The sequence below is a fragment of the Sinorhizobium sp. CCBAU 05631 genome (assembly GCF_002288505.1).
Lineage (GTDB): Bacteria > Pseudomonadota > Alphaproteobacteria > Rhizobiales > Rhizobiaceae > Sinorhizobium > Sinorhizobium fredii_C.
Genome location: NZ_CP023063.1, coordinates 2,654,686 through 2,679,967 on the forward strand (window position 1 = coordinate 2,654,686; position 25,282 = coordinate 2,679,967).

The window sequence follows — 25,282 nt, forward strand, 5'->3', positions numbered from 1 at the left end:
TCTGCCGCTTCGCGGATCATCCGGGCATGCCTGGTGACCGTTGCTTCGGCGGCCGTCCCATCGGAACCAGCCGTTCCAATCTCCGAGACCCCGAGACCGAGAGGGCTGAACGATCGAATACGCGGAAAAATTGCTGTCAGTCTTCATTCTCGCCCCATTCGGGGGAAGCCTCCTCGCAATCTTCTTTCCGTCCGATCAACGCGGCGCCACGGCCTGGTTCGCTGGCGCGATCGCCCTCATCTGCTTCCTGGTGACCGCCGGCCTCTATCCCTTCGTCGCCACCGGCAGCGGCGTGCTTCGCTTCGAGATCGACTGGATCCCCGAACTCGGGTTGAACTTCAAATTGCGCATGGACGGGTTTGCCTGGCTTTTTTCGGCGCTCATTACCGCAATAGGCTTCTTGGTCGTCCTCTACGCCCGCTATTACATGGCCGAGGAAGACCCGGTGCCGCGCTTCTTCGCGCTGTTTCTCGCCTTCATGGGATCGATGCTCGGCGTCGTGCTTTCCGGCAACCTGATCCTGCTCGCGGTCTTCTGGGAAATGACGAGTATCGTTTCGTTCCTGCTGATCGGCTACTGGCATCACAACGCGCATGCCCGCGATGGCGCGCGTATCGCACTGACGATGACAGGCATGGGCGGCCTTGCGATGCTCGTCGGCCTGCTCCTGATCGGACGCGCCGTCGGCAGCTACGATCTCGACACCGTGCTCGCCTCGGGCGAGGCGATCCGCAACGATCCGCTCTACAACGCGATCCTGGTTCTCGTCCTGCTCGGCGCCCTGACGAAGAGCGCGCAATTTCCCTTTCATTTCTGGCTGCCGCATGCCATGGCCGCACCGACGCCGGTTTCCGCCTATCTGCATTCGGCGACGATGGTGAAGGCCGGCGTTTTCCTGCTGGCGCGGCTTTGGCCGGTGATGGCCGGCACGGAGGCCTGGTTCTGGATCGTCGGTCTTGCAGGACTGACGACCCTGCTGCTCGGCGCCTATTTTGCGATCTTCCAGCAGGATTTGAAGGGGCTGCTCGCCTATTCGACGATCAGCCATCTCGGGCTGATCACCGTTCTCCTGAGCCTCGGCAGCCCGCTGGCCGCCGTCGCCGCGGTCTTCCATATCGTCAATCACGCGACCTTCAAGGCCTCACTATTCATGGCCGCCGGCATCATCGACCATGAAACCGGCACGCGCGACATGCGCCGGCTGAGCGGACTTTTTCACTACATGCCGATCACCGCGACGCTCGCCATGGTGGCGAGTGCCGCCATGGCCGGCGTGCCTCTGCTCAACGGCTTCCTGTCGAAGGAAATGTTCTTCGCCGAGGCGATCGAAACGCATCTCGTCAGTGCGCTCGACACCGCAACGCCCTATGTCGCGACGATTGCAAGCATGTTTGCGGTCACCTACTCGCTGCGCTTCATTCACAGCGTCTTCTTCGGGCCGCTGCCGTCCGACCTGCCGAAGAAACCGCACGAGCCGCCGCGCTGGATGCGCGCCCCCGTCGATTTCCTGGTGCTCGCCTGCCTGGTCGTCGGGATCATTCCGGCGCAAACGATCGGGCCCTTCCTCGACGCCGCCGTGATTTCGATCCTGCGCGAGGATACGCCGAGCTACAGCCTTGCCGTCTGGCACGGCCTGAACATTCCGCTGATCATGAGCTTCGTGGCGCTGTCGGGCGGCGTCGGCCTCTATTTCCTGATGCGCTCCTATCTCGCGACGGGCATTGAGGGTCCGCCTGTCTTCCGCCTGCTCCAGGGACAGCGCATCTTTGAGCGTGTCCTGGTGACGCTGTCGTGGAAATGGGCCCGCTCGCTCGAGCAGCGCCTCGGCACCCGCCATCTGCAGCCGCAGATGCGGCTCCTGGTGTTCCTGGCGCTCCTCGCCGGTGCCTTGCCCCTCGCGATCGGCGGCTTTCGGCTGCCGCCGCTCGTCGTCCGCGGCATCGATCCGGCCTTCGCCCTGCTTTGGGGTGTCGGCATCGCCTGCGCAGTCGGCTCGGCCATCCTGGCGAAATTCCACCGTTTGGCATCGCTCGTACTGCTCGGCGGTGCCGGGCTCGTCACCTGCCTCACCTTCGTCTGGCTGTCTGCTCCCGACCTTGCCGTCACCCAGCTTCTCGTCGAGATCGTCACCACGGTGCTCATCCTGCTCGGCCTGCGCTGGCTGCCGAAGCGCATCGAGGAGCCCGCGACGGCGGATATTCCGCTGAAGGTCCGCTTCCGGCGCCTGCGCGACTTCCTGCTCGCCACCATGGCGGGCGGCGGCGTGGCGCTGGTAGCCTACACGGTGATGACCCGGCCCCTGGTACCGGAGACCATCGCCGGCTACTTCCTCGGGCAGGCCTACCACGAGGGCGGCGGCACGAATGTCGTCAACGTCATCCTGGTGGATTTCCGCGGCTTCGACACCCTCGGGGAGATCGCCGTCCTCTGCATCGTCGCGCTCACGGTCTTTGCGCTGCTGCTGCGCTTCCGCCCGCACCTGGACAGTCTGGAATCGCCCGAACAGCAACGAGTGCAGAACGCCTATGACGACGATCATCCGGAGCGGACCGCGGGCGACAGCGTCGCTGAATATCTACACATCCCTTCGGTGATCATGCGCTGGATGTTCCCGGTCACCGGCATGCTCGCCGCCTATCTGTTCCTGCGCGGCCACGACCTGCCGGGCGGCGGCTTTGCCGCCGGAATTGCCATGTCGATCGGCTTCATCCTGCAATATATGTCGGGCGGCACCCGCTGGGTGGAGGAGCGGCTGCGCATCCACCCGCTTCGCTGGATGAGCATCGGTCTGCTCGTCGCCCTGGCGACGGGCGTCGGATCCTGGCTCTTCGGCTATCCGTTCCTGACATCGCGCGCCGAATATGCCACCCTGCCGGTCATCGGCAAGGTTCCGCTCGCAAGCGCCATCCTCTTCGACCTCGGCGTCTTCTCTCTGGTGCTCGGCGCCACGGTGCTGATGCTTATCGCGCTGGCGCACCAGTCGGTCCGCCGCGCAGCGCGCGCCCATGCGCGGGCCGCGCGACCTGAAAGGGAGGCGGCACAATAATGGAGCTCATTCTCTCCGCCGGCATCGGCGCCCTCGCCGCATCGGGCGTCTATCTTCTGCTGCGACCACGCACCTATCAGGTGATCGTCGGACTTGCGCTGCTCTCCTATGCGGTCAACCTCTTCATCTTCAGCATGGGGAGGCTCCGGGTAAACGCGCCGCCGGTGCTCGAACCCGGCGGCGCGGGCGACCTCTTGCGCTACACCGATCCCGTGCCGCAGGCCCTCGTTCTGACCGCGATCGTCATCGGCTTCGCGATGACCGCGCTCTTTCTCGTCGTGCTGCTCGCGTCACGCGGCTTCACCGGCACCGACCATGTCGACGGAAGGGAGCCGCCGCGCGGTGACTGATTGGCTGCACCATCTTCTAATCCTGCCGATCCTGCTGCCGCTTGGCGTCGCGGCGATGCTGATCCCGATCGACGAGCGTGAGCGCACGCTGAAGGGAGCGATCGGCTTCGCATCGACGCTCGTCGTCTTCATCGTCACGATGATCCTGATGCGGCTTGCGGCGGCAGGCGAAGGCAGCCTGCCGGGCGCCGGCGTCTACCAGCTCGGCAACTGGCCGGCGCCGTTCGGCATCGTCCTCGTCCTCGACCGGCTGTCGGCGCTGATGCTCTGCCTTACGAGCGGCCTGGCGCTTGCCGCCCAGGCCTATTCGATGGCCCGCTGGCACACGGCCGGTCACCATTTCCACTCGCTGTTCCAGCTGCTCGTCGCCGGTCTCAACGGCGCCTTCCTGACGGGCGACCTGTTCAACCTCTTCGTGTTCTTCGAGATGATGCTGGCGGCTTCCTACGGACTGCTGCTGCACGGCTCGGGCCCGTTGCGCGTCAAAGCCGGGCTGCACTATGTCGCCATCAATCTCGCCGCCTCTTCGCTGTTCCTGATCGGCGTCAGCCTGATCTACGGTACCACTGGTACGCTCAATATGGCGGATCTCGCGACGAAGCTTGCCACGCTCGCGCCGGAAAGCCGGCGGCTCGTCGAAACCGGCGCCGCGGTGCTCGGCGTCGCCTTTCTCGTCAAGGCCGGCATGTGGCCGCTGAGCTTCTGGCTGCCGGCGGCCTATGCAGCGGCGACCCCACCGGTCGCCGCTGTGTTCGCCATACTCACGAAAGTGGGCATCTACGTCATCCTCCGCCTGCACATGCTCGTCTTCGGCACGGCCGCCGGCGCATCGGCCGGTTTCGGCCAGGATTGGCTTCTGACCGGCGGCATGCTGACGATCGCCTTCGGCACCATCGGCGTGCTGGCTTCGCAGGCCATGGGCCGGCTCGCCGCCTATTCCGTGCTCGTCTCTTCGGGCACGCTGCTTGCGGCGATCGGCCTCGGACGACCGGAAATGCTCGCCGGCGCGCTTCTCTATCTGGTCAGCTCGACGCTGACGATCGCCGCCTTCTTTCTGCTCATCGAACTCGTCGAACGCGGCCGCGATGCCGGCGCCGACGTTCTGGCGGTGACGATGGAAGCCTATGGCGACTTCGACGAGAATGAGGAAGAGGAGGAAGTGGGCGTCGCCATTCCGGGCACGATGGCCATTCTCGGCCTCTGCTTCTGCCTCTGCGCCATTCTCCTGTCAGGCCTGCCGCCGCTTTCGGGTTTCATCGCCAAATTCGCACTGCTGCGCGGGCTCTTCAACGTGCCCGAGGCGAACCAGGCGATCGCGATTTCCGCCGCCGACTGGATCTATGTGGCACTTCTCATCCTTTCGGGCCTCGCCGCCATGATCGCCCTGAACCGTGTCGGCATCCGCACCTTCTGGGCGTCGATCGAGGGAACCATACCGCGCGTCGTCGTCATCGAGATCACGCCAGTTGCCATCCTGCTCGCCGCCTGCGTCTTCCTGAGCTTTCAGGCCGGCCCCGCGATGCGATACATGCAGGCGACCGCCGACGATCTGCTTGCTCCCCTCGTTCATAGCGAGCGAGTCCTTTCCGCGCCCCCGGCGGGAGGAGAGTAGCGATGCGTGCCTGGCTTCCCTACCCGCTGTTTTCGCTTGCCCTCTTCTTCATGTGGTTGTTGCTCAACCAATCGGTTGCGCCGGGCTCGATCATCGTCGGCGGCTTCCTGAGCGCGTTGCTCGGCTGGGTCATGGTGAAGCTGCAGCCGACCCGATCGCGGCTGCACCGTCTAAGCCTCATGGGAGGCCTTGCGCTCGCGGTCGTCGCCGACGTTGTTCGTTCGAACATCGCCGTTGCGGGGATCATCCTGCGGGCCCGGGGCAGGCCGGCGAACACCGGTTTCATGAGCGTCGACGTCGATCTGGAAAACGAGAACGCGCTGGCGCTGCTCGCCTGCATCTTGACGGCGACGCCTGGCACCGCCTGGCTCGAATACGACCGGCGCCGCAAGAGCCTGCTCATACATGTGCTCGATATCGACAACGAGGATCTGTGGCGGCGAACGGTCAAGCGCTACGCAGCAGGACTGAAGGAGATACTTCAATGATCGCGCTTGCAATCGTCTGGTCGATCCTGCTCGCCCAGGTCATGCTCACTTTGGCGATGGCCTTCGCGCTCTACCGGATGATCAAGGGACCCCGCGCCCAGGACCGCATCCTCGGGCTCGACACGCTCTATATCAACGCGATGCTGATGCTGCTTGCCTTCGGCATCCGCACCGCCAACTCGATCTATTTCGAGACCGCGCTGATCATCGCTCTGATCGGTTTCGTCTCCTCCATCGCATTCGCGAAATTTCTCATGCGCGGCGAGGTGATCGAATGAACCATCTGGCCGACCTGCCCGCCTGGGCGGCGATCGCCGTCTGCGGCTTGCTGCTTCTCGGAGCCGCGATGACGCTCATCGGCTCGCTCGGCCTGTTGCGCCTGCCGAGCTTCTACGACCGTCTGCACGCCCCGACAATCGCGACCAGCGGCGGCACGATTCTTATCTGCCTCGCCTCGATGCTCTGCTTCGCGGTGCTGCAGAGCCGCTGGATCTTCCACGAACTGCTGATCATCTTCTTCGTCACGGTGACGACGCCGGTGACGCTGATGCTGCTCGGCCAGGCGGCTCTTTACCGCGACCGCGTCGAGAACCGCCAGGACGTGCCGCGCAAGCCGAAGCCCGCCGCGGAACTGGACTCCGAATGATGCCGCTCTATTCGCGGCCGCGGAAGCGGCGCTGATAGACAGGATCGTAGAGCGAGCTCTCCCGGAAGTCCGATGCTTCCAGCCCCGGTCCGACAAGGATCAGCGCAGTGCGCTCGATCGGATCGGCGGCGACCCGGTCGGCAATGTCGCCGAGCGTGCCGCGCAGCACGCGCTCATCCGGCCAGGACGCCTTGACGACGATCGCCACCGGGCAATCGGCGCCGTAGAGCGGCGTCAGTTCCTCGACGACGCGGTCGAGCGCATGGATGGCGAGGTGGATCGCCAGCGTCGAGCCGGTGGCGCCGAAGGCGGCGAGCGTCTCGCTGTTCGGCATCGGTGATGCACGGCCGGAAACGCGCGTCAGCACCAGGCTTTGCGACACCGCCGGAATGGTCAATTCGCGGCCGAGTGTCGCCGCGGCGGCGGCGAAGGCAGGCACGCCCGGCGTCATCGTATAGGCGATATCGTGTTTCTCTAGCCGCCGTATCTGCTCGGCCACCGCACTCCAGACTGAGAGGTCGCCGGAATGCAGCCGCGCGACATCCTCGCCGGCTTCGGCCGCGCGCACATATTCCGCCTCGATCTCGTCGAGCGACATCGGCGCCGTGTCGATGACGCGGGCGCCGGGCGGGCAAAATTGCAGGAGCTCCGGCGAGACGATCGAGCCGGCATAGAGGCAAATGGGGCAGCGGCCGATCAGGTCCCTCCCCCTGACCGTGATGAGGTCTGCTGCGCCCGGTCCCGCGCCGATGAAGTGAACGGTCATTGTCTATCCTCTTGAGTATTCCCGGCTCAGTCCTTGACCCAGGACCATTGCGTCACCGGCATGGCCGGGCGCCAGCCCGTCATCGTGCCGACCGGCGACGCGCGGGCGATGTCGATCCGGATCAAAGAGCCGCCGAGCCGGGCGTGATGGGCAAGCAGCACCGCTTCCATTTCCGTCGTCACGGCGTTGGCGACCAGTCGGCCGCCGGAGGGAAGCGCGGCGATCGCCGCCTCCATGACGCCGGCATCACTGCCGCCGCCGCCGATGAAGATCACATCCGGACGGGTGAGCCCGCGAAGCGCTTCCGGCGCCTGCCCCTCGATCACCGTCAGGCCGGGCACGCCGAAGCGAGCGGCGTTGCGGCCGATCCGCGCAGCCCGCTCGGGCGAAGCTTCGATGGCGATCGCCTGCATCGCCGGGTTCGCCAGCATCCATTCGATGGCGATCGAGCCGGAGCCAGCGCCGATGTCCCAGAGAAGCTCGCCCCTGCGCGGTGCCAGCGCCGAGAGCGTCAGCGCCCTGACCTCGCGCTTGGTGATCTGGCCGTCATGCTCGAACAGCGCATCGTCGAGCCCGCCGGCAAGCGGCAGGACGCGTGCACTTCCATCGGCGACGACCTCGACCGCGCAGACGTTCAGAGCAGCGATGTTTTCCAGCGCGAAGCTCGCGGCAAGGTGCCGAGAGATGCGCTCCCGTTCCCCGCCAAGCGCTTCGAGCACGGTAAGCGGCGACCGACCGAAACCGCTTTCGCAGAGCAGTCCGGCGAGCGCCGCCGGGCCGTTCCCGTCCGAGGTCAGCGCCAGCACGCGGGCGCCCGGCTGCAGCTGCGGCCGGATGAGGTCGAGCGGGCGGCCATGCAGCGAGACGGTTGCCACGTCCTGCAGCGGCCATCCGAGCCGCGAGGCTGCAAGGCTGAAGGCCGAGGGCGCAGGGATCGTCCGGATTTCGCTCGCGTCGATGCGGCGCGCCAGCGTGGCGCCAACGCCGTAGAGGAAGGGATCGCCGGAGGCGAGCACCACGACGGGACTGCCGCGCCTCGAAGCGATCGCCTCGACCGATTTCTCAAAGGGGCTTTGCCAAGCTTCGCTCTCGCCCTGGATCAAGGACGCGGCGAGTTCTATATGACGGACGCCGCCGAAGACGACGGGGGCTGCCGCAATCAGCCGCTTGGCCTCGTCGCCGAGACCGGCTACACCATCTTCCCCGATCCCGATGACGGTCAACCAGGGAGCGACAATGGCCGAGCCGCTATTCGACATGTCAGCCACGGGCAGACCTCGCATCCTGATCCTCGGCGGCACGACCGAGGCGCGGCACCTTGGCGAGCGCCTTGCGGCCGATCCGCGCTACGACGCGGTGATCTCGCTCGCCGGCCGAACCGCCGATCCGCGGCCGCAGCCATTGCCAACGCGCGTCGGCGGCTTCGGCGGCGCCGAAGGGCTGGCCGTCTTCCTGGAGCTCGAAAACGTTTCCCTGCTGGTAGATGCGACCCATCCCTTTGCGGCGCGGATCTCCCACAATGCAGCGACCGCCGCGGCGGCGACCGGAACGCCGCTCTTCGCGCTGCGCCGGCCCGCCTGGGAGGCACAACCGGGCGATCGCTGGGCGCGTGTCGCAAGCGTCGCCGAGGCGGTGTCGGCCCTTGGCGCCTTGCCGCGCCGCGTCTTTCTGGCGATCGGCCGCCAAGAGGCCTTCCTTTTCGAAAAGGCGCCGCAGCACAGCTATCTCGTCCGCAGCGTCGATCCGGTGACGCCGCCGCTGAGCCTTCCCGATGCTACCGCGATCCTCGCGCACGGCCCCTTCGCCGAGACGGACGAGCTCAAGCTGCTCCGAGAGCATGCGATCGATGTCATCGTCGCCAAGAACAGCGGCGGCACCGCCACCTACGGCAAAATCGCCGCCGCCCGGAAGCTCGGGCTCGAGGTGGTGATGGTCGAGCGCCACAAGCCCGCCGATGTGCCGACGGTCTCCACCTGCGATGAGGCGCTCGAACGCATTCATCAATTCCTATCCCCGGTGAAGGACCGCGGCGTGTAGACGAGATCCTGTTTGCCGCTACGGGCAACGATCCGCGTCTCCGGCGAGCCGATGATCACGCAGGTTGCCATGTCGGCGCGGTCGGCATCGGCTTCGCCGAGCGGCATCACCGCGATGTGCTCGTCCGGCCGCCCGGCCGCCCGGCCGAAGATCACCGGCACGCGGGGCGGCAGGGCCTCGCGAAGGACATCGAAGGCCTTGCCGAGTTGCCAGGGACGCGCCTTGCTGATCGGGTTGTAGAGGGCGATGACCAGTCCCGCTTCCGCCGCGAGCCGCAGCCGCCTGGTGATGACCTCCCAGGGCTTCAGATTGTCCGACAGCGACATGACGCAGAAATCGTGGCCGAGGGGCGCACCGATCCGCGCCGCCACCGCGAGCATGGCGGTGACGCCAGGGGTGATCGTGAGATCGACCTGCCGCCACGCCTCCGGCCCCGTGTCGATCGCCTCGCAGACGGCGGCGGCCATCGCGAAGATGCCCGGATCGCCGCCGGAGACGACGCAGACATCGACGCCGGCGCTGGCGCGCGTCAGCGCGGCTCTCGCCCGGTCCAGCTCTTCGCGATTGTCGGAGGCGATCCGGCGCTGGTCGGCTCTCAGATGCAGCCGGTCGAGATAGGGGCCATAGCCGAAGAATTCGCTCGCAACGGCAATCGCATCCTGCGCCTCCGGCGTCATCTGCGCCGGATTGCCAGGGCCGGTGCCCACGATGAAGAGCTTGCCGGTCATGACCTGCCCTCCGCACCGGGCCTATCCTTCCAGCCGGGCCGATCCTTCCAACCGGGAACCAGGACCAGCGAAAAATATGGCGCCTCGTCGTCCGGCTTGTCGCCGAGCGGAATCATCGCCGCGTTCGTCATCGTGCCGCGCTCGACATAGACGGCAGCTTCGAGCTTGCCTGCCGCCGCAAGGGCGCGGCGGATCTTCGGCAGGTTGCGCCCGACCTTCATGATCACAGCGGCTTCAGTGTCGGCGAGGCGGCGCTGAAGCTCCTTCTCGCCCATCGTGCCGGGAAGAACCGAGAGAACGTCATCCCCCTGCACCAGCGGCAGGCCGGCAACCGACCAGCAGCCGGACATCGCCGTGATCCCGGGAATGACCTCGACCGGATACCGGCCTGCGAGCCGCACGTGCAGGTGCATGTAGGAACCGTAGAACAGCGGGTCGCCCTCGCTCAAAACGGCGACGGTCCGACCGGCCTTGAGATGCACGGCTACCGCTTCCGCGGAGGCATCGTAAAAGTCGGTGATCTGCCGCTTGTAGGCCTCGTCGCCCTTGTCGATCTCGGTCGTCACCGGATAGTAGAGCGGCAGTTCCACCAGGTCGGGCTTCAAAAGTCCCTCGACGACGGCGCGGCCGTTGCCATTGCGCCCCGCCTTGGCGAAATAGGCGACGACATCCGCCTCGCCGAGCGCCCGCACCGCCTTGACGGTCAGAAGCTCCGGATCGCCGGGACCGGTCCCGACGCCGATCAGTCGGCCCGCCGCGCTCACAGCCCCGGCCTCGCCAGCGAATTCAGCGCCGCCGCCGTCATTGCACTGCCGCCGAGGCGGCCGCGAACGATCGCGAAGGGAACGCCATAGGAATTCTCGGCAAGCGCGTCCTTCGATTCCGCCGCGCCGACGAAGCCGACCGGCATGCCGAGGATCGCCGCCGGCTTCGGCGCGCCGTCGCGTAGCATTTCCAGGAGATAGAAGAGCGCCGTCGGCGCATTGCCGATGGCAACGACCGAGCCCGCCATCCGCTCGCCCCAGAGCTCGAGCGCCGCCGCCGAGCGCGTATTGCCGATTTCGGCGGCGATCTCCGCCGTGCGCGGATCGCGAAGCGAGCAGATCACCTCGTTACCGGCCGGCAGCCGCGCCCGGGTGACGCCATGGACGACCATTTCCGCATCGCAGAAGATTGGAGCACCGTTCTTGAGTGCCGCGCGTGCGGCAGAGACGAAGTCGGGAGAGAAGACGAACTGACGCGCCGCTTCCACCGAACCGCAGGCATGCACCATGCGCACCGCCAGATCGGCCTCCTCCTCCGAGAAGCCGGAAAGATCGGCTTCCGCCCGGATGATCGCGAAAGAACGCTCGTAGATGGCATTGCCATCGCGGATATAATCGTAGTCAGGCATTTCTATCCCTGTTCAAACGCGTCGACGATGTGCGCCGTCCCGAGCCGTGTAAGACAGGAGCGCGCCGATTCGCCAGCGTCTTTGTTTTCCCTGACCAGCGCATTGAGCGCGGCCAGCGCGGCTTTTATCCCGCCCTCATCGGTGTAGGCGCTCGGCGCGACGGAAGCAGCCCCATTTACGACAAGCGCGTATCCTGATGGCGCACCGACAAGCGTCAGGGGAGAAGCTACCGGTCTGGCGCATCCCTTGGGACAGCCCGAGAGATGGATTGCGAGCGAGCCGTCGAGAAGGTCGGCACCGACCTCGAGCAATAGCCCGGCCATCACCTTGGTGTCCATCAGCGCCGAGGCGCAGGCAAGCCCGGCGCAGGTGGCGACGTTATTTCGCGGATCATCGGCGGAAACCAGGAAACCATGGGAAAGCGCCAGTTGTTGCGCGAGGGCGGCAGCTTCCCGCGACAGGCCGAGGACGAGGAGACCATGGCGCGGCGCGAGGCGTATTTCCGTTGCGCCCAATTCCCCGGCGCTTTGCAGGAAGGCGATGAGGCTGGCGCTATCGGTTTGCGCAAAAGCAAGAGCGACACCGAGCACGGTGCGACCGTCGCCGAAGTCGTGAATGCCCGCCGGCAAGAATGGCGAGGTGCCGCCGGCCGCCGGCAAGGGGTCGAGGCCGGCGGATAAACGCTGCCGGATGGCGTCCGCATCAAGATCGCGACCGCGTGCGGCTGGGCCGAAATGATCGAGCTCCGCCAGAATTTCCATCAGCGCAGGGACGACCCGCTCCGCCTCCAGCAGCGCAACCGGCCGCTCCGGGCGTCCCGCGCCGCCGAAGGACAGCAGCCAGCGAAGGCCATCCTCGCTGTTCCGCGCCTCAAGGCGGAGATCGGCCGCGACATCCCGCAGGTGGAAGCGGCCATTCCCATCGATGACGATGGACAATTTCGGTGCGAGCGCAAGCGCCGGACGACGTTCGGCAATCGCGTCGCGCAGGGCCGCGGCCAATGGCCGGGGGTCGGCGATTTCGCGCGGATCGAACCCGGCAAGCGGCGGCGTCTCGATCGCGACGCCGTCTGTAACGGCGATTCCCGCCTCCCCGATCGCGGCGGCAAGTGCCGGAACGCTTGAGGCGATCAGCCCGCGGACCTGCAGGTTGCCCCGAGCGGTTACTTCGATAATGCCGCTGCCGCAGTCTGCGGCCGCTTCAGCCAGTGCCCTTAGCTCGGCGGGCGTCAACCCACCGGTCGCCGGACGCAGCCGCACGAGCAGACCATCTCCGGTCTGCATCGGCGCTGCGAGCGACGGACAGGCGCCGCGGCGCATCGATGTGCCGGGTTCAGTTTGTGACCTGGGCGCAGCGCAGCTCGTCATCCTGTTCCAATATCCTCGGGGCGCATTGCGGGCACACACTCCGCGTCTGTGATAAAGCCTATATCACAGCCGCCTTCCTTGAGAGAGATCAAAGCCCAGGCAAGCGGCGTCTACTCGTCGAAGTCCGCACCCTTGCGCAGCAGATAGATATCCATGATCCAGCCCATGCGCTCGCGCGCGTCGGCCCTTGCCTTCAGGATTTCTTCCTTTACGTCGGCGAGACGCCCGGAAATGACGATCTCGTCCGGCGTACCGAGATAGGCGCCCCAGTAAATCTCCGCATCCGGATCGTCGATCTTCTGAAACGCCTGTTCGCCATCGAGCATGGCGACGGCCGTCTCGCTTTTGTGCGGAAAGCTCTCGGCAAGCCGGCGACCGGTGGTGATCTCCACGGGCTTGCCGACGAGGTTGAGCGGAATGCGATGGCTGGCGCAAAGCGCCTGAAGGCTGGTGATACCGGGAACTACCTCGAAGTCGAAGGCCACGCTGCCCCGCGCACGAACCCTTTCGACAATGCGGATCGTGCTGTCATAGAGCATCGGATCGCCCCAGACGAGAAAGGCGCCGGTCTGCCCGTCCGCGAGTTCGCTCTCGAGCAGCGCCTCATAAGTGGCGGCGATGCTCGCATGCCAATCATCGACGCCTTGGACGTAGCTGCGTCCCTCGGTCCGACGGACCGGCACGGTGAATTCAACGGTCCGGCTGTCGCTGCGCGTCACGTAGCGGGCGCAGATGTCGCGGCGCACCTCGGCAAGCTCCGTCTTCTTCGCACCCTTGGTCGGGATGAAGAGCACGTCGGCGCGGTTCAGTGCATTGACCGCCTGGACCGTGATGTGTTCGGGGTTGCCCGCCCCGATCCCGATGATCAGGATATGCCGCATGCCGTTTCTCCCGCTACGCGCAGTGCATGTCGCCCAAAAGTGTGCAGCGGTTTTGGGGCACCGACATGCACAAAACAAATCCCTAAAGCGCGTCGCATGTTTGAGCGCGCCCGCTTTAGACGCCAGTCTTTGGCGGATCGCGACCGGCCGCGCAAGGTCCAGGCACGACAGGAGAGGCCACCACGGCGTCAGCAGGGTGCCGCAGCCTGCCGATCGACGGCGAGAGGAGGATCGTCCGGCAGCCGCCAATCGATCGGATCGAGCCCCTTCGACGTGAGAAAGGCATTGGCTTTGGAGAAATGCCTGCAGCCGAGGAAGCCGGAATGTGCCGACAGGGGCGACGGATGCGGCGCGGTCAACACCAGGTGGCGGGAGCGGTCGACGAAGGCCGCTTTCTTCTGCGCATAGGAGCCCCAGAGCATGAAGACGACCGGCTGGGCCTGTTCGTTGACGGCGCGGATGACGGCATCGGTAAAGCGTTCCCAGCCCTTGCCCTGATGCGACGCCGCCCGGCCCCGCTCGACCGTCAGCACGCTGTTCAGGAGCAACACGCCCTGGCGCGCCCAGCTTTCAAGGAAGCCATGGCGGGCCGGCGGAATGCCGAGATCGTCGCGAAGCTCCTTGTAGATGTTGACCAGCGACGGCGGGGTACGCACGCCCGGCCGGACGCTGAAGCAGAGTCCATGCGCCTGACCGTCGCCGTGATAGGGGTCCTGGCCGAGTATCACGACCCGAACCTTGTCGAGCGGGGTCAGGTCAAGCGCCCGGAAATATTCGCTGCCTCTCGGAAAGATCTGTCGGCCCTGCTGCTTCTCGTCCAACAGGAAGCGCTTGAGATCGGTCATATAGCCGTGGAGGAATTCGTGCGCCAACGCCGTCTTCCAGCTCTCTTCTAGCCTGATCGTCGCATCCATGGATTCGCCTCGTTCTTCGTCGCTCCGGAATTTAGCCCCGCTATTGCCCACTGCAAGCATGCGCGCCGGATTTAGCCCGTTCCGTTCACTGCTTCGATTAGCCTTCTGGCAGAGCATTGTATTTCGTCCGATATAGCGCTAACGAGAACGGAGAGACCGTTATATCCTGCAAAATATCACGAGAGAGATGGAGGCAAATGCGATGAGGGGAGGGAGACATTGGCTTAAGGGTTTGATGCTGGCGCTCGGCCTGATTTTGGCTGGCGCAGCATTGGCTCCTGCCCAGGCGGAAGAAAAAGTTACGGTATTTGCCGCGGCAAGCCTGAAGAATGCCCTCGACGCGGTCAACGCCAAATGGAAAGACGAGACGGGCAAGGAGACGACCGCCTCCTATGCGGCAAGCTCGGCGCTCGCCAAGCAGATCGAACAGGGCGCGCCTGCCGATATCTTTATCTCGGCCGATCTCGCCTGGATGGATTACCTTGCCGAGAAGAAGCTGATCAAGGACGACATCCGCTCCAACCTGCTTGGCAACCGTCTCGTCCTCGTTTCCGGCAACACCGACGCCGCGCCTGTCGAGATCAAGCCGGGCCTAGACCTCGCCGCTCTTCTCGGCGAAGGACGCCTGGCAATGGGCGCCGTCGATTCGGTTCCCGCCGGCAAATACGGCAAGGCCGCACTCGAAAAGCTCGGCATCTGGCCGACGGTCGAAGCAAAAGTCGCGGGAGCCGAAAGCGTGCGCGCCGCCCTGCTTCTCGTTTCGCGCGGCGAGGCCCCCTATGGCATCGTCTATCAGACGGACGCGGCCGCCGATCCGGGCGTGAAGGTTGTCGGCACCTTTCCGGAATACAGCCACTCGCCGATCATCTACCCGATAGCGATCACCGCAGAGAGCAAGAACCCGGACGCGGCTGCCTATCTCGAATTCGTCAAGTCGCCCAAGGCCGCGGCGTTTTTCCAAGCCCAGGGGTTCATCGTGCTTGAATAGGGTCTTGCGCCACCGGCCTTCGACCGGGCAGAACGTGTTCGCGTCGTGCATGCAATCGGTGCACGGCGCGGCACCTCTATGACGGGAGCATAAAATTGGACTGGATGGTCTTGAGCGACGCGGAATGGACGGCCGTCCGCTTGAGCCTGCGGGTGGCAACGGTCGCAATGCTTTCGAGCCTGCCGGTCGCGCTTCTCGTCGCCATGGCATTGGCACGCGGTCGCTTCTGGGGCAGGTCGATCCTGAACGGCCTCGTGCACATGCCGCTGATCCTGCCGCCGGTCGTCACCGGCTTCGTGCTGCTCCTGCTGTTCGGCCGGCGCGGACCGATCGGCGCCTTCCTCGCCGACAATTTCGGCCTTGTCTTTTCCTTCCGCTGGACGGGTGCAGCACTCGCCTGCGCCGTCATGGGCTTTCCGCTGATGGTGCGCAGCATCCGGCTGTCGATCGAAGCGGTCGACCGGAAGCTGGAGGACGCCGCCTCAACGCTCGGCGCCAATCCGATCTGGGTGTTCCTGACCGTGACCTTGCCGCTGATTCTGCCCGGTATCGTCGCCGGCATGATCCTTTCCTTCGCCAAGGCGATGGGCGAATTCGGCGCGACGATCACCTTCGTCTCGAACATCCCCGGCGAGACCCAGACGCTTTCCGCGGCGATCTACAGCTTCACCCAGGTGCCGGGCGGCGACGCCGGCGCCATGCGGCTCGCCATCATCTCCATCATTCTTTCGATGACGGCGCTGATGCTGTCGGAATTCCTCGCCGTCGCGGCGGCGCGACGGACGGTCGCCGCATGAGCCTCGAGGTCGAAGCGCGCCACCGGATTGGCTCATTCGCCATCGACGCCGCCTTCCGCTCGGAGGGCGGCGTGACGGCGCTTTTCGGCCGTTCCGGCTCCGGCAAGACTTCGCTGATCAACATCGTCGCCGGGCTGCTGCGACCCGATCGGGGCCGCATCGTTCTCGACGGCGATGTGATCGCCGACAGCGAGGAGCGGCTCTTCACCCCCGTTCACCGCCGGCACTTCGGCTATGTCTTCCAGGAGGCCCGGCTCTTTCCGCATCTGAGCGTCCGCCACAACCTCGCCTATGGGCGCTGGTTCGCCGGCGCCGGCAAATCCGCCTCCGAGTTCCACAAGGTCGTCGAAATGCTCGGCATCGGAGATCTGCTCGAGCGCCGTCCTTCGACTCTCTCTGGCGGCGAACGCCAGCGCGTCGCCGTTGGGCGGGCGCTGCTTGCAGCACCCCGGCTGCTGCTGATGGACGAGCCGCTCGCCGCCCTCGACGAGGCCAGAAAGGCGGAGATCCTGCCCTATCTCGAGCGGCTGCGCGATGAGACCAAGATACCGATCGTCTATGTCAGCCATTCCGTCGCGGAGGTGGGGCGGCTGGCCGAGCGCATCGTGGTGATCGAGGAGGGCCGGGTCAAGGCATCCGGCACGGCGTCCGCGATTCTCAACCAGCCGGCGGCCGCGATCGTGCGGCGGGAGACAGGCGCCTTGGTTGAAGGCGTGGTCGTAAGCCACGATTCCCAGCATCGACTGACGGTGGTGCTGGCCGGCGAATGCCTGATCCGCATACCGCATCTCGTCTCCACACCCGGCAATCGCCTCCGCCTTTACATCGCCGGGCGCGACGTGATGCTCGCCACCACGAAACCGGAAGGGATCAGCGCCCTCAACGTCCTGAAGGGAACGATCATCGATCTTTCACCGGCGCAGGAGGGCAGCGTCGACGTCCGCGTCGACTGCGGCGGCAATGTCATCGTCTCCCGCATCACCGCCCTCTCCCGCGAGACGCTCGGGCTCGAGCCGGCCAAGCCCGTCCACGCGATCATCAAGACGGTCGCGTTGGACTATTAGGACGGTTGCGCAGGTCGTTTCGCGGATGAGCTTTCCGTCCGGCGCGATGCTTCGCCCGATCGCGCCGCCTCCAGCCAGTCGAGGTCTTCTGCGATCGCGCTCCTCGCCTTGGCTTCCATCCCCCGAAAGCGCTCGATCAGCGTCTCGCCGAAGACGGTAAGCGCCGCACCCCCGCCCTGCTTGCCGCCCCGCTGCGACTCGACTGCGGGCTCCTCGAACATCCGGTTGAGCGCATCGACCAGCAGCCAGGCACGCCGATAGGACATGTCCATGGCGCGGCCGGCGGCGGAGATCGACCCGGTCTCGCGGATCAGTTCGAGAAGCATGATCTTGCCGCGCCCGAGGCGACCCTCGGGCGGGAAATCGATGCGCAGGACGAGGCGAAGCTCTTTGTCGGCTTTGGGCATGCGCCGCAGCATAGACATTGCGGTAGGCGGCGAAAAGGCCTGCGCTCAGAGGCTCATGCCGCCGTCGACTACATGCACATGGCCGGTCGTATAGGCCGAAGCGTCGCTGGCGAGATAGACGGCGAGCGCGGCGATTTCCTCCGGCGTGCCGAGCCGGCCCATCGGCTGGCGGGCGATGAAAGCGGCGCGCGCCTCCTCGTAGTTGCCCTGCGCCCGCATCCGCTCCTCGAGCGACGGCGATTGCACCGTGCCGGGCGCAATGGCGTTGCAGCGAATGCCCTTGCCGATGAAGTCGATCGCCACCGACTTGGTGAGGCCGATGACCGCCGCCTTGCTGGCGGAATAGACGAAGCGGTTCGGCACGCCCATCGGCACGCCGGCGACCGACGACATGTTGATGATCGAGCCGCCGCCCTTTTCGACCATGCCCGGCAGGAAGGCGCGGATCATCCGGAACATCGATTTGACGTTGAGATCGAAGGCGAAGTCGTAATCCTTGTCGCTCGCTTCCAGGATCGTGCCGGCATGGACGAAGCCGGCGCAGTTGAAGAGGACGTCGACAGGACCGGTGCGCGCCGCAAAATCGGCGATCGCCGCTTCGCTCAGCACGTCGAGCTTCGCCAATTCAATCCCGGTGGCTGCGAGCTCGGCGAGCTTGTCCTCGTTGATGTCGGTTGCGATCACCAACGCCCCTTCCCGGCTGAACGCCTCGGCCGCCGCGCGGCCGATACCTTGTGCCGCAGCCGTGATCACAGCACGCTTGCCCGCAAGAAGTCCGCTCATTGTCCGCCTCATCGATCCGGTATGATTTGTCAGCGGGCGCCTGCTCTGCCGCCCCGCATCTCGCTTCTCAACAGACATCGAAGCCTGACGGCCTGTCAACCGGACAATGCGTATTTTTATCGGAAAAAGACAGAACACCGGCGATGATAGAGCTGTGCATGACAGGCTGGCGAGATCTCTTGCTGGCTTGATCTCGGCGGCCGAAAATTGCAGCGATAGAAAACCGCCCCTTGCCCTTCTGCGAGAAATGCGATGCCCGGCCCCACCCTTGATCCCGTCGTCACCGACCCGTCGCTGCCGCGCAAAGCGGATGTCGTCATCATCGGCGGTGGAATTATCGGGGTCAGCACGGCGCTTTTTCTGGCCGAACGCGGCGTCAAGGTCGTGCTCTGCGAAAAAGGCGTGCTTGCCGGCGAGCAATCGAGCCGCAACTGGGGCTGGGTGCGGGTTATGGGCCGTGATCGGCGCGAGATCCCGATGGCGATGGCCTCGCTGAAGATCTGGGACACGCTCGATGCGCGCATCGGCGGCGAGACCGGCTTTCGCCGCAGCGGCATCCTCTACATATCGGAAACGGAGCAGGACCTCGCCAATCGCGATGCCTGGCTGGCGCTTGCCAAACCGCATGGCGTCGACAGCCGGCAGATCGGCCCGGACGAGACCCAGGCGGTCATGGGCGGCGCGGCTATCCGCTACAAGGGCGCACTTTACACGCCGAGCGACGGCAGGGCCGAGCCGCAGAAGGCGGTGCCGGCGATCGCGGCCGGAGCCCGCCGCGCCGGCGCGACCATCGTCACCGGTTGCGCCGTGCGCGGCATCGAGCGGAGCGGCGGACGAGTCAGCGCGGTCGTCACCGAGAAGGGCCGCATCGAAACGGCGACGGTGGTGCTTGCCGGCGGCGCCTGGTCGCGGCTCTTCTGCAAGGGGGTCGGCATCCGCCTGCCGCAGTTGAAGGTGCGCAACACGGTGCTCAGGACCGCCCCGGTCGAAGGCGGGCCGGACGGCGCCGGCGCAACGGGAAGCTATGCCTATCGCAAGCGCCTCGACGGTGGCTATACGATCGCCACTGCCGGTGTGAACCTGCATCCGCTCGTCCCGGACAGCCTGGCTTTCTTCCGTGACTTCCGGCCGGTGCGGAGGGCCGACCCGGACTCGGTCCAGGTGGGCTTCAGCGCCCAGAGCTGGCGCGAACAGTTCGAGATCACGCCCGTTCCGCTCGACCGCCCGGGCGCCTTCGAGCGGCACCGCATCCTCGATCCGCGACCGGATGCACGCTCGGTCCTACCCGCCCTCGAAGCGGCGAGACTCGCACTGCCGGTCCTACGGCAGGTCGAGCCAGTGCAGATCTGGGCCGGGCTGATCGACGTCACACCCGATGTGGTGCCGGTCATTTCGCACGCAGAAGCTGTGCCCGGCCTCCTCATCGCCACCGGCTTTTCCGGCCACGGTTTCGGTATCGGACCCGGTGCCGGACACCTGGTGGCCGACCTCGTCACCGGCGACCGACCGATCGTCGATCCCACCGAATTTCGACTGTCGCGATTCTCCGACGGGACGCCGATCGAGCTCGCACCGCCCGTCTGACGGCGATTCTGGTCCGTTGCCACGAGCCGATCACGAAAGAAAATTACGCGCCGCCGGGGGCCCGTCGCGGCTCCGCAATCGGCCCGGCGCGGGCGCCGGCACGAATCTGTCTTTCTTCATCCGGACGTCCGGCCTGCTGCCGAAATCCCTTCATCAAACCCCGAACTCGTGGCAGTCTGTGGCTGTAACCCTTTGGGAGAATGAGGGTTGTCTATGACCTGCACGGCCCGAGGCGTAGGAGCGCCCCGGGCAATTGCCGATGGTCATCGGCGTCGCACGACCGCGAGACCGTTCGCTCAGCGGTTGACCCACGTGCGATGCGCAATCCGGAAGGGAGGCCGGAACCCGCATGGATGAATTCAGCCGACTGAGCCTGCATGTCCCCGAACCGGCCGTCCGGCCCGGCGATCAGCCCGATTTCTCCAACGTCAAGATCCCGAAAGCCGGTTCCGTGCCGCGGCCCGAGGTCGACGTGGAGCCGGAAGCGATCCGCGATCTCGCCTACTCGATCATTCGGGTGCTGAACCGCGAGGGCGAGGCAGTCGGCCCCTGGGCCGGCCTCCTCTCGGACGACGAGCTTTTGACTGGACTTCGCCACATGATGCTGCTCAGGGCCTTCGACGCCCGCATGCTGATGGCCCAGCGGCAGGGCAAGACCTCCTTCTACATGCAGCATCTCGGCGAGGAGGCGGTGAGCTGCGCCTTCAGAAGAGCGCTCCGCAAGGGCGACATGAACTTTCCGACCTATCGCCAGGCGGGGCTGCTGATCGCCGACGACTATCCGATGGTCGAGATGATGAACCAGATCTTCTCGAACGAGCTGGATCCCTGCCACGGCCGGCAATTGCCGGTCATGTACACGTCGAAGGAGCACGGCTTCTTCACGATCTCCGGCAACCTTGCCACCCAATATGTCCAGGCGGTCGGCTGGGCGATGGCCTCGGCCATCAAGAACGATACCCGGATTGCCGCCGGCTGGATCGGCGACGGCTCGACGGCCGAGTCGGATTTCCATTCCGCGCTGGTCTTCGCCTCCACCTACAAGGCGCCGGTCATCCTCAATATCGTCAACAACCAATGGGCGATTTCCACTTTCCAGGGCATCGCCCGCGGCGGCTCCGGCACTTTTGCCGCGCGCGGCCTGGGCTTCGGCATTCCGGCGCTGCGCGTCGACGGCAACGACTACCTCGCCGTCTATGCAGTCGCCCGCTGGGCGGCCGAGCGGGCGCGGCGCAATCTCGGTCCGACGCTGATCGAATACGTGACCTACCGGGTCGGCGCCCATTCGACATCGGACGATCCGAGCGCCTACCGGCCGAAGACGGAATCGGAAGCCTGGCCGCTCGGCGACCCGGTGCTGCGGCTGAAGAAGCACCTGATCCTGCGCGGCGCCTGGTCGGATGAGCGGCATGCCCAGGCGGAGGCGGAGATCATGGATCAGGTGATCCAGGCCCAGAAGGAAGCCGAGAGCCACGGCACGCTGCATGCCGGCGGCAGACCCTCCGTGCGTGACATTTTCGAGGGCGTCTATGCCGAGATGCCGCCGCATATCCGCCGTCAGCGGCAGAAGGCAGGGTACTGACATGGCCAGAATGACGATGATCGAAGCGGTGCGCAGCGCCATGGACGTCTCGATGGGGCGTGACGAGGATGTCGTCGTCTTCGGCGAGGACGTCGGCTATTTCGGCGGCGTCTTCCGCTGCACCCAGGGGCTGCAGGCGAAGTACGGCAAGACCCGCTGCTTCGATGCGCCGATCAGCGAATCCGGCATCGTCGGCACCGCCATCGGCATGGCGGCCTATGGGTTGAAACCCTGCGTCGAGATCCAGTTCGCCGACTACATGTATCCGGCCTATGACCAGCTCACCCAGGAGGCGGCGCGCATCCGCTACCGCTCGAACGGCGACTTCACCTGTCCGATCGTCGTGCGCATGCCGACCGGCGGCGGCATCTTCGGCGGCCAGACCCACAGCCAGAGCCCGGAAGCGCTCTTCACCCATGTCTGCGGCCTGAAAGTCATCGTGCCGTCGAACCCCTATGATGCCAAGGGCCTGCTGATCTCGGCGATCGAGGATCCGGACCCGGTGATGTTCCTGGAGCCGAAGCGGCTCTATAACGGCCCCTTCGACGGCCATCACGAGCGCCCGGTGACCCCGTGGTCGAAGCATGAGCTCGGCGACGTGCCGGAGGGGCATTACTCGATCCCGATCGGCAAGGCGGAGATCCGCCGCAAGGGTTCGGCAGTCACCGTGATCGCCTATGGAACCATGGTGCATGTGGCACTCGCCGCCGTGGAGGAGACCGGCATCGATGCGGAAGTCATCGATCTGCGGAGCCTGCTGCCGCTCGATCTCGAAACGATCGTGCGGTCCGTCACCAAGACCGGACGCTGCGTCATCGTGCACGAGGCGACGCTGACATCCGGCTTCGGGGGCGAGCTCGTCGCCCTCGTTCAGGAGCACTGCTTCTATCACCTCGAGGCTCCGGTCGTCCGGGTGACCGGCTGGGATACGCCCTACCCGCATGCCCAGGAATGGGACTATTTCCCCGGTCCGGCGCGCGTCGGTCGCGCGCTCACCGAAGCTATGGAGGGCTGACCGTGGGCGAATTCATCATCAAGATGCCGGATGTCGGCGAAGGCGTTGCCGAGGCCGAACTCGTCGAATGGCACGTCAAGCCCGGCGATCCGGTCCGCGAGGACATGGTGCTCGCCGCCGTGATGACCGACAAGGCGACGGTCGAGATCCCCTCGCCTGTTTCCGGCAAGGTCCTCTGGCTCGGCGCAGAGATCGGCGACACGGTTGCCGTGAAGGCGCCGCTTGTACGGATCGAGACTGCCGGCGAGGCTGGCGAACCCCCGCCGGACAGCGTTCCGGAGGCGCTCGCCGAAGCCGTGCTGGAAGAGCCTGTCGCAGTCTCCGCACCACAAGCCCCCAAGACGCCGCCAAAGCTTGAGAAGGTCGAGTCCCGACCGGCGCCGGCCCTACGTGAGGCGGCAGACATCGCGAAGAAGCCGCTGGCTTCGCCGGCAGTCCGGCTGCGCGCCCGGGAGAGCGGCGTCGATCTTCGGCAGGTGATCGGGACCGGACCGGCCGGGCGCATCACCCATGAGGATCTCGACCTCTTCATCAGCCGCGGGGCCGAACCGCTGCCGGCCCAGGTCGGCCTCGCCCGCAAGACGGCGGTCGAGGAGGTCAAGATAGCCGGCCTGAGGCGCCGGATCGCCGAGAAAATGTCGCTCTCCACGTCGCGCATCCCCCATATCACCTATGTGGAGGAAGTGGACATGACGGCGCTCGAGGATCTGCGGGCGACGATGAACCGCGACCGCAAGCCGGATCAGCCGAAGCTGACGATCCTGCCTTTCCTGATGCGGGCGCTGGTCCGGACCGTCGCCGACCAGCCGGGCGTCAATGCCATCTTCGATGATCATGCTGGCATCGTCCATCGTCACGCGGCCGTCCATATCGGCATCGCCACGCAGACGCCGGCCGGCCTGACCGTGCCGGTCGTACGCCATGCCGAGGCGCGCGGTATCTGGGACTGCGCTGCCGAATTGAACCGGCTGGCCGAAGCGGCCCGCACCGGCACCGCAACCCGCGACGAGCTGATCGGCTCGACGATCACCATCTCCTCGCTCGGTGCGCTTGGCGGCATCGCATCGACCCCGGTCATCAATCACCCGGAGGTGGCGATCGTCGGCGTCAACAAGATCGCCGTCCGGCCGGTCTGGGACGGGACGCAATTCGTGCCGCGCAAGATCATGAATCTGTCGTCGAGCTTCGACCACCGCGTCATCGACGGCTGGGACGCCGCCACCTTCGTGCAGCGCCTGAAGACGCTGCTCGAAACGCCGGCACTGATTTTCGTTGAGGGGTGAGGCGACGATGAAGGAAATCTCCTGCAAGCTCCTGGTGCTCGGCGCCGGCCCCGGCGGCTATGTCTGCGCCATTCGGGCCGGCCAGCTCGGCGTCAACACCGTCATCGTCGAGAAGGCGAAGGCCGGCGGCACCTGCCTCAATGTCGGCTGCATCCCCTCGAAGGCACTGATCCACACCGCCGAGGAATTCCACAAGCTCAGCGCTGCCGCCTCCGGCAAGAGCCCCCTCGGCCTTTCGCTCGACGCACCCGCGATCGACCTCAAGCGGACGGTCGCCTGGAAGGACGGGATCGTCGGCCGCCTGAACAGCGGCGTGACGGGGCTTCTGAAGAAGGCCGGCGTCAAGGCTGTCCTCGGCGAGGCGCGCTTCATCGACGGCAAGACGGTCGACGTGGATACGGAAACCGGCGTTCAGCGCATCCGCGCCGAAGCGATCGTCATCGCCACCGGCTCGGCCCCCGTCGAACTTCCCGACCTGCCGTTCGGCGACAACATCATCTCCTCGACCGAGGCGCTGGCCTTGCAAGAGGTACCGGAGACGCTCGCCGTCATCGGCGGCGGCTATATAGGCCTCGAACTTGGCACCGCCTTCGCCAAGCTCGGTTCGAAGGTGACCGTGCTCGAAGCCATGGACCGCATCCTGCCGCAATATGACGCCGATCTGTCGAAGCCGGTGGCGAAGCGGCTCGGCGAACTCGGGATCGAGGTCTTCACCCGCACCGCCGCCAAGCGCCTGTCGGCCGACCGGCGCGGCTTGCTTGCCGAGGAAAACGGCCGCGCCTTCGAGGTCCCGGCCGAAAAGGTTTTGGTCACCGTTGGGCGCCGGCCCGTGGTGGACGGCTGGGGACTGGAGGAAATCGATCTCGACCGCTCGGGCAAGTTCATCCGCATCGACGACCAGTGCCGTACATCGATGCGCGGCATCTACGCGATCGGCGACGTCACCGGCGAGCCGATGCTGGCACACCGCGCCATGGCGCAGGGCGAAATGGTCGCGGAAATCGTCGCGGGCCAGAAGCGAAGCTGGGACAAGCGCTGCATTCCGGCCGTCTGCTTCACCGACCCGGAAATCGTCAGCGCCGGTCTCTCGCCGGAGGAAGCACGCGCGGCCGGCATCGAAATCAAGATCGGCCAGTTCCCCTTCCAGGCGAACGGCCGCGCCATGACGACGCTTGCCGAGGACGGCTTCGTCCGCGTCGTCGCCCGCGCCGACAACCACCTCGTCCTCGGCATCCACGCTGTCGGGCATGCCGTCTCCGAGCTTTCCTCCGCTTTCGCGCTCGCGATAGAAATGGGCGCCCGTCTGGAGGACATCGCCGGAACGATCCATGCGCACCCGACGCAGTCGGAGGCCTTTCAGGAAGCGGCGTTGAAGGGGTTAGGGCACGCGCTTCATATTTGAGGCGATTGGCCGCTCGGAAAGACCCCTCCTGAACCCCTCCCCACAGGTGGGAGGGGCTTCCTGCGCGGCTCGCTTGGCGCATGACTTGCACCGTCGCTACTTTGTGGAGACGCTGAGATGCGCAGGACGGTGCGGCCGGCTAGCCCCGC

General features: G+C 65.9%; 25 protein-coding genes. 15 read left to right on the top strand and 10 right to left on the bottom strand.

Going from position 1 to position 25,282, the window contains the following annotated elements; all coding sequences use genetic code 11:
- Positions 1-130: 130 nt before the first annotated feature.
- The 6 genes from SS05631_RS13035 to mnhG are packed head-to-tail and all read left to right on the top strand — an operon-like array spanning position 131 to position 6,142.
- Complete coding sequence (locus tag SS05631_RS13035) at positions 131-3,046, top strand: monovalent cation/H+ antiporter subunit A (protein WP_095677993.1); 2,916 nt, start codon at positions 131-133, stop codon at positions 3,044-3,046.
- Positions 3,046-3,396 carry a Na+/H+ antiporter subunit C gene (locus SS05631_RS13040; protein ID WP_037414305.1) on the top strand — a complete coding sequence of 117 codons (351 nt, stop codon included), beginning with the start codon at positions 3,046-3,048 and terminating at the stop codon, positions 3,394-3,396. Before SS05631_RS13035 ends, SS05631_RS13040 begins: the two co-directional genes overlap by 1 nt.
- Positions 3,362-5,008 (top strand): monovalent cation/H+ antiporter subunit D, encoded by a 1,647-nt coding sequence (locus SS05631_RS13045; protein WP_037414303.1) that lies wholly within the window; start codon positions 3,362-3,364, stop codon positions 5,006-5,008. The genes SS05631_RS13040 and SS05631_RS13045 overlap by 35 nt, the downstream gene beginning before the upstream one ends.
- A gap of 2 nt (positions 5,009-5,010) precedes the next feature.
- Positions 5,011-5,496, top strand: a complete 486-nt coding sequence (locus SS05631_RS13050) for a Na+/H+ antiporter subunit E (RefSeq protein ID WP_037414302.1) — start codon at positions 5,011-5,013, stop codon at positions 5,494-5,496.
- A complete protein-coding gene (locus SS05631_RS13055) occupies positions 5,493-5,774 on the top strand; it encodes a K+/H+ antiporter subunit F (protein WP_037414300.1) in 282 nt (93 codons plus the stop codon). The genes SS05631_RS13050 and SS05631_RS13055 overlap by 4 nt, the downstream gene beginning before the upstream one ends.
- Positions 5,771-6,142 (top strand): monovalent cation/H(+) antiporter subunit G, encoded by a 372-nt coding sequence (gene mnhG, locus SS05631_RS13060; RefSeq protein ID WP_037414297.1) that lies wholly within the window; start codon positions 5,771-5,773, stop codon positions 6,140-6,142. Before SS05631_RS13055 ends, mnhG begins: the two co-directional genes overlap by 4 nt.
- A 7-nt stretch (positions 6,143-6,149) precedes the next feature.
- Here mnhG and cobM read toward each other — a convergent pair whose 3' ends face one another.
- Positions 6,150-6,908, bottom strand: coding sequence for a precorrin-4 C(11)-methyltransferase (gene cobM / locus SS05631_RS13065; protein WP_037414296.1), 759 nt, complete (start codon positions 6,906-6,908; stop codon positions 6,150-6,152).
- A gap of 26 nt (positions 6,909-6,934) precedes the next feature.
- The gene (locus tag SS05631_RS13070) at positions 6,935-8,167 is read right to left on the bottom strand and encodes a bifunctional cobalt-precorrin-7 (C(5))-methyltransferase/cobalt-precorrin-6B (C(15))-methyltransferase (RefSeq protein ID WP_037414294.1); all 1,233 of its coding nucleotides are present in this window, start codon (positions 8,165-8,167) and stop codon (positions 6,935-6,937) included.
- Here SS05631_RS13070 and SS05631_RS13075 point away from each other — a divergent pair.
- Positions 8,145-8,945 (top strand): cobalt-precorrin-6A reductase, encoded by an 801-nt coding sequence (locus SS05631_RS13075; RefSeq protein WP_037414397.1) that lies wholly within the window; start codon positions 8,145-8,147, stop codon positions 8,943-8,945. The two genes, SS05631_RS13070 and SS05631_RS13075, sit on opposite strands and share 23 nt — an antisense overlap.
- On the opposite strand, the gene SS05631_RS13080 is transcribed toward SS05631_RS13075, so the two are convergent.
- From SS05631_RS13080 to ung, 6 genes are all read right to left on the bottom strand, one after another.
- Positions 8,909-9,673, bottom strand: a complete 765-nt coding sequence (locus SS05631_RS13080) for a precorrin-3B C(17)-methyltransferase (protein WP_037414292.1) — start codon at positions 9,671-9,673, stop codon at positions 8,909-8,911. The two genes, SS05631_RS13075 and SS05631_RS13080, sit on opposite strands and share 37 nt — an antisense overlap.
- Positions 9,670-10,437, bottom strand: a complete 768-nt coding sequence (locus SS05631_RS13085) for a precorrin-2 C(20)-methyltransferase (protein WP_037414290.1) — start codon at positions 10,435-10,437, stop codon at positions 9,670-9,672. The genes SS05631_RS13080 and SS05631_RS13085 overlap by 4 nt, the downstream gene beginning before the upstream one ends.
- A complete protein-coding gene (locus SS05631_RS13090) occupies positions 10,434-11,066 on the bottom strand; it encodes a precorrin-8X methylmutase (protein ID WP_037414288.1) in 633 nt (210 codons plus the stop codon). The genes SS05631_RS13085 and SS05631_RS13090 overlap by 4 nt, the downstream gene beginning before the upstream one ends.
- Before the next feature lie 2 nt (positions 11,067-11,068).
- Positions 11,069-12,433, bottom strand: a complete 1,365-nt coding sequence (gene cobG, locus SS05631_RS13095) for a precorrin-3B synthase (protein ID WP_037414287.1) — start codon at positions 12,431-12,433, stop codon at positions 11,069-11,071.
- A gap of 110 nt (positions 12,434-12,543) precedes the next feature.
- Positions 12,544-13,314 carry a precorrin-6A synthase (deacetylating) gene (gene cobF, locus SS05631_RS13100; RefSeq protein ID WP_037414285.1) on the bottom strand — a complete coding sequence of 257 codons (771 nt, stop codon included), beginning with the start codon at positions 13,312-13,314 and terminating at the stop codon, positions 12,544-12,546.
- 188 nt (positions 13,315-13,502) lie between these two features.
- Entirely contained in the window at positions 13,503-14,228 is a 726-nt protein-coding gene (ung, locus tag SS05631_RS13105; protein WP_037414284.1) for a uracil-DNA glycosylase, read from the bottom strand.
- 202 nt (positions 14,229-14,430) lie between these two features.
- On the opposite strand from ung, the gene modA reads away from it, so the two are divergent.
- From modA to modC, 3 genes are all read left to right on the top strand, one after another.
- A complete protein-coding gene (modA, locus tag SS05631_RS13110) occupies positions 14,431-15,216 on the top strand; it encodes a molybdate ABC transporter substrate-binding protein (RefSeq protein WP_037414396.1) in 786 nt (261 codons plus the stop codon).
- A 104-nt stretch (positions 15,217-15,320) separates the two neighbouring features.
- On the top strand, positions 15,321-16,013 hold the full coding sequence (gene modB / locus SS05631_RS13115; RefSeq protein ID WP_162109070.1) for a molybdate ABC transporter permease subunit: 693 nt from the start codon (positions 15,321-15,323) through the stop codon (positions 16,011-16,013).
- Entirely contained in the window at positions 16,010-17,077 is a 1,068-nt protein-coding gene (gene modC / locus SS05631_RS13120) for a molybdenum ABC transporter ATP-binding protein (RefSeq protein WP_037414280.1), read from the top strand. The genes modB and modC overlap by 4 nt, the downstream gene beginning before the upstream one ends.
- Here the strand turns inward: modC and SS05631_RS13125 are convergent.
- Both SS05631_RS13125 and SS05631_RS13130 read right to left on the bottom strand, forming a co-directional pair.
- The gene (locus SS05631_RS13125; RefSeq protein WP_050988173.1) at positions 17,074-17,484 is read right to left on the bottom strand and encodes a winged helix-turn-helix domain-containing protein; all 411 of its coding nucleotides are present in this window, start codon (positions 17,482-17,484) and stop codon (positions 17,074-17,076) included. The two genes, modC and SS05631_RS13125, sit on opposite strands and share 4 nt — an antisense overlap.
- A gap of 45 nt (positions 17,485-17,529) precedes the next feature.
- Positions 17,530-18,267 (bottom strand): SDR family oxidoreductase, encoded by a 738-nt coding sequence (locus SS05631_RS13130; protein WP_037414276.1) that lies wholly within the window; start codon positions 18,265-18,267, stop codon positions 17,530-17,532.
- A gap of 252 nt (positions 18,268-18,519) precedes the next feature.
- Between SS05631_RS13130 and SS05631_RS13135 the strand changes: the two genes are divergently transcribed.
- The 5 genes from SS05631_RS13135 (at position 18,520) to lpdA (ending at position 25,133) form a co-directional block, all read left to right on the top strand.
- Positions 18,520-19,851, top strand: a complete 1,332-nt coding sequence (locus tag SS05631_RS13135; RefSeq protein WP_037414274.1) for an FAD-binding oxidoreductase — start codon at positions 18,520-18,522, stop codon at positions 19,849-19,851.
- 349 nt (positions 19,852-20,200) lie between these two features.
- A complete protein-coding gene (locus SS05631_RS13140; RefSeq protein ID WP_037414272.1) occupies positions 20,201-21,433 on the top strand; it encodes a 3-methyl-2-oxobutanoate dehydrogenase (2-methylpropanoyl-transferring) subunit alpha in 1,233 nt (410 codons plus the stop codon).
- Between the two features lies 1 nt (position 21,434).
- The gene (locus SS05631_RS13145; protein WP_037414270.1) at positions 21,435-22,448 is read left to right on the top strand and encodes an alpha-ketoacid dehydrogenase subunit beta; all 1,014 of its coding nucleotides are present in this window, start codon (positions 21,435-21,437) and stop codon (positions 22,446-22,448) included.
- A 2-nt stretch (positions 22,449-22,450) separates the two neighbouring features.
- Positions 22,451-23,731 (top strand): dihydrolipoamide acetyltransferase family protein, encoded by a 1,281-nt coding sequence (locus SS05631_RS13150; RefSeq protein WP_037414268.1) that lies wholly within the window; start codon positions 22,451-22,453, stop codon positions 23,729-23,731.
- A gap of 7 nt (positions 23,732-23,738) precedes the next feature.
- Positions 23,739-25,133, top strand: coding sequence for a dihydrolipoyl dehydrogenase (gene lpdA / locus SS05631_RS13155; protein WP_037414266.1), 1,395 nt, complete (start codon positions 23,739-23,741; stop codon positions 25,131-25,133).
- The last annotated feature ends 149 nt before the right edge of the window (positions 25,134-25,282 follow it).